This window comes from Micromonospora wenchangensis, from assembly GCF_002210435.1.
Lineage (GTDB): Bacteria > Actinomycetota > Actinomycetes > Mycobacteriales > Micromonosporaceae > Micromonospora > Micromonospora wenchangensis.
The window spans coordinates 1-4,030 of the sequence record NZ_MZMV01000133.1 but is presented as its reverse complement, the minus strand read 5'-3'; the positions used below and the strand labels follow the sequence as shown (position 1 = coordinate 4,030).

Annotated in this window: 3 protein-coding genes; all 3 read left to right on the top strand. The window is 73.0% G+C overall.

The annotated features are described in order from the left end of the window. Window positions 1–693 (top strand): dihydrolipoamide acetyltransferase family protein (locus B5D80_RS32505; RefSeq protein ID WP_144081848.1); only part of this gene is annotated, 693 nt, incomplete at its 5' end. A 233-nt stretch (window positions 694–926) separates the two neighbouring features. Continuing rightward, complete coding sequence (locus tag B5D80_RS32500; RefSeq protein ID WP_088647742.1) at window positions 927–2,606, top strand: right-handed parallel beta-helix repeat-containing protein; 1,680 nt, start codon at window positions 927–929, stop codon at window positions 2,604–2,606. Window positions 2,607–2,781: 175 nt separating this feature from the next. After that, window positions 2,782–4,030, top strand: a 1,249-nt coding sequence (locus B5D80_RS32495; RefSeq protein WP_144081847.1) for a L,D-transpeptidase, incomplete at its 3' end; no start/stop codon positions are given.

Genomic DNA, 4,030 nt, shown 5'->3' with positions numbered 1-4,030 from the left:
TCCGACGTGGTCATTCCGCTGACCGGCATCCGCCGGGTGATCGCCGACAAGCTCTCCCGCAGCCGTCGGGAGATCCCCGAGGTCACCATCTGGGTGGACGCGGACGCCACCGCGTTGCTGGCCACCCGGGCGGCGATCAACGCGGCCACCCCGGACGCCCCGGTCAGCGTGCTGGCCCTGCTGGCCCGGATCTGCCTCAGCGGCCTGCGGCGGTTCCCGCAGCTCAACGCCCACGTCGACACGGAGGGGCAGCGCATCGTCCAGTCGGCCGGGGTGCACCTGGGCATCGCCGCGCAGACCGACCGGGGCCTGCTCGTGCCGGTGCTGCGCGACGCCCAGCGGCTGACCACCCGGGAGCTGGCCGCCGCCCTGGCGCAGACCACCGCCGAGGCCCGCGCCGGCACCCTGCCGCCGGCCCGGCTCACCGGCGGCACCTTCACCCTCAACAACTACGGCGTGTTCGGGGTGGACGGTTCCACCCCGATCATCAACCACCCGGAGGCGGCGCTGCTCGGGGTGGGGCGGATCGTGGACAAGCCGTGGGTGGTCGACGGGCAGTTGGCGGTCCGCAAGGTGACCCAGCTCAGCCTCACCTTCGACCACCGGGTCTGCGACGGCGGGGTGGCCGGCGGGTTCCTGCGGCACGTCGCCGACTGCGTCGAACAGCCGGCGCTGCTGGTGGCGAACGTCTGAGCGGTACGCCCGGAGCCGGTCACCCTGGGCGGGGTGGCCGGCTCCGTCGTGCCGCCCGGCGTTCGTCCGGTTCGCCGGGCCGACCGGCCGGCGGGCGTTTTCCGGTCGACGGGCCGGGAATCCGGCGCGGGTCACGGACGCGCCGCACCTCCGGTGGGCGCGCACCGCCGCACCGCGCGCCCGGTCGCGGCCCTGCCGTGTCGGTCGTGGACGCACACCGAGAGGAGCCACCCGTGCCGTACCAGGGTCTGCCCGTCGCCGTCCGGGACCGCCGTCCCCCCGTCGCCGGTGCACCGCTGTGGTGCAACGCCCAGGACTACGGGTTGACCGGCGACGGGGTGACCAACGACCAACCCGCGCTGGCGGCCCTGGTGGACCGGCTCGGCGACGGCTACGCGGCCGACGGCCGGGCCCGGGTGATCTGGTGCCCACCGGGCATCTACTCCATCCGCGACGCCGGCACGGTGTGGCGCAGCGGGGTGTCCCTGATCGGCGCCGGCCCGGCCGCCACCCGGTTCCTGCTCAGCAACGAGGGTAACCGCAGCGACCCGACGCCGCTGGCGTTCTGGACCGTGCTGCAGCACGGCGCGGACCGGGACCGGCACATCGCCGACTGCACCTTCGCCGACTTCGAGATCGACGGCTCCGGGGTGGCCATGGCCGAGTACAACTACCTGGCCAAGGGCCTCGGGTTGCAGTACGTGGTGCGCGGGGTGTTCCGCAACCTCTACATCCACCACACGGCCGCCAGCGGTCTGGGCTGCGACTTCCTCCAGGACACCCTGGTCGACGGGGTGGTGGTGGTCGGCTGCGGCCGGCTGGACAACGGCGAGCAGATGGGCGGCGCGGGTATCGGTATCGGCATCGGTGGCTGGGGCGACATGGAACGGCTCACCATCGCCAACTGCACCGCCCTGGCCAACGGCACCAACGGCATCTTCCTGGAACTCCAGAAGGACTACTGGACGCCGCCGCGCGGCTACCGGATCGTCGGCTGCCACAGCCAGGGCAACCGGTTCGGCATCTCGGACTGGGGCGCCGACGGCCTGATCGTCACCGGCTGCACGATGACCGGCAACCTGGAGGCCGGCTACGACGTGTCGGGCAACGGCACCTCGGGCGTCGCCGGCCGGGGTGGCCTGCTCACCGACTGCGTCATCGACGGCAACGTGGGCGACGGGATCAGCATGGGCAACACCCCGGGCCCGTACACGGTGCGGGGCAACCGGATCAGCGGCAACGGCGGCTACGGCTACCACCAGCACGACCTGGGCCGGGGCTTCCCGCATCCGGCGCAGGACGTGGTGGTGGAGAGCAACGAGTTCTGGGGCAACGGCCTGGACGCGATCCGGGTGGACCGCCCGATGACCGACGCGATGCTGCTCGACAACCGGATCCGCAACAACGGCCGGCAGTGCGCCGAGGCGTCCCACGGCGGCGGCGAGTCGGTCCGGTACAGCGAACGGTCCCTGGTCGACCGCTCGGCGACCTGGGCGCAGGACAGCCACCGGGGCAAGGTGCTGCGGGTCGGCCGGCGGGTCGCGGTGGTCGCCACGAACACCGCGACCGAACTGCACCTCGCCCCGGTACGTCCCGACGCCTACAGCGGGTGGAGCGGGGACACCCCGCTGCCGGGCACCGCGTACGAGTTGCCGGCCGCGCCGCCGACCCGGGCCGGCATCGCGATCAACGCGGCGTTCGACTCGGCGACGGTGCGGGGCAACCGGATCTGGGACAACCACGACGACCGCACCCAGACCCACGGGATGTGGATCACTCCCCGGGGCAGCTGCGTCGGCTGCCGGGTCGAGGACAACGACCTGGCCGGCAACGCGGTGGCGGCCCTGCGGCTGGACACCCCGCCGGTCGGTGGGCGTTGGCACCGAAACCACGGTGACCAGGACTGGGACTGACCGCCCGGGGCGTCGCGGCACGGTCGATCCCGGACATCGGCGGCACCGTGGCCCCCTGCGGCCCGTCGGGGTCGATAAGCCCGGCCCCGCCCACCCGGTTCCCCGGAAAGCCCGGCCCGGCCCGAGAAACGCTGTACAGAATGTGGCCAAGGGGACTGGAAATGGGGGACGGAATATGGACGTGAGGCGGCGATTGACGCTAATGGCGGTGACCATCGCGGCCACACCGTTGGTCCTCGGCGGGTGCACCGCCGAGCGGAAGCCGGCGGCCGGGGCGGCGCCCGGCGCGGCGGCGGCCCCCACGGTGGCCGTGACCCCCGCCGACCGGGCGAAGGACGTCCCGGTCAGCGCGGAGGTCGGAGCCACCGTGAGCAACGGCCGGGTGACCAGCGTCAAGCTCACCGACGACAAGGGCCGGGCGGTGGCCGGGGAGCCGCGGGAGGACGGGTCGAGCTGGGTGCCGGCGGCCCCGCTGGACAGCGGCCGGACCTACACCGCCGAGGTCACCGCGACCGGCGACGCGGGCCGCACGACCGTCGGGCGCACCACGTTCACGACGGCTCCGACGAATACGAACCGGCAGGCGCTGACCAGCGTGCTCTATTTCGCCGGAAACCAGACGTACGGCACCGCGATGCCGGTGACTGTCGCGTTCGAACCGGCCATTCCCAAAGAGGCCAGGGCGGCCGTGCAGCGACGATTGTTCGTGAAGACCGATCCGCCCCAGCCGGGCACCTGGTCGTGGCTGGAGGACGGCAGCCAGGTCTACTACCGGGCCCCCGACTTCTGGCGTACCGGGACCACGATCAGCGTCCGCTCGGCGCTCGCGGGGCTGCCCATCGGCAAGGAGTACGTCGGTGACGCCGACCGGCGGTCCACCTCGAAGATCGGCCGGCAGGTCGCCCTGGACATCGACAACGCCACCAAGCAGATGTCGGTCTTCCAGGACGGCAGGCTGGTCCGCCGGATCCCGGTCAGCCTCGGCAAGCCGAGCACCCCGAGTTCCAGCGGCAAGATGGTGATCATGGAGAAGCACCAGCAGACCCGCTTCGACACCCGGGGCGAGCCCGACGGCGGCTACGTGGTCGACGTGGAGGACGCCCAGCGCCTCACCTGGGGTGGCGAGTTCATCCACGCCGCCCCCTGGTCGGAGGGGGACCAGGGCTACACCAACGTCTCGCACGGCTGCGCCAACGTCTCCTCGGCCGCCGCCGACTGGCTGATGGGCATCACCCAGGTCGGTGACCTGGTCACCGTGAAGGGCACCGAGGTGCCGCTGCGGCCCGGCAACGGCTGGACCGCCTGGAACACGAGCTGGGCCGAGTTCGCCCGGGGCAGCGCGCTGCCCGTACCGCCGGGGTTGAAGCCGGCCCCCGCCACGAGCCCGCCGCACCCGGGGGCGGTGGCAGGTGGCTCGTCGCCGG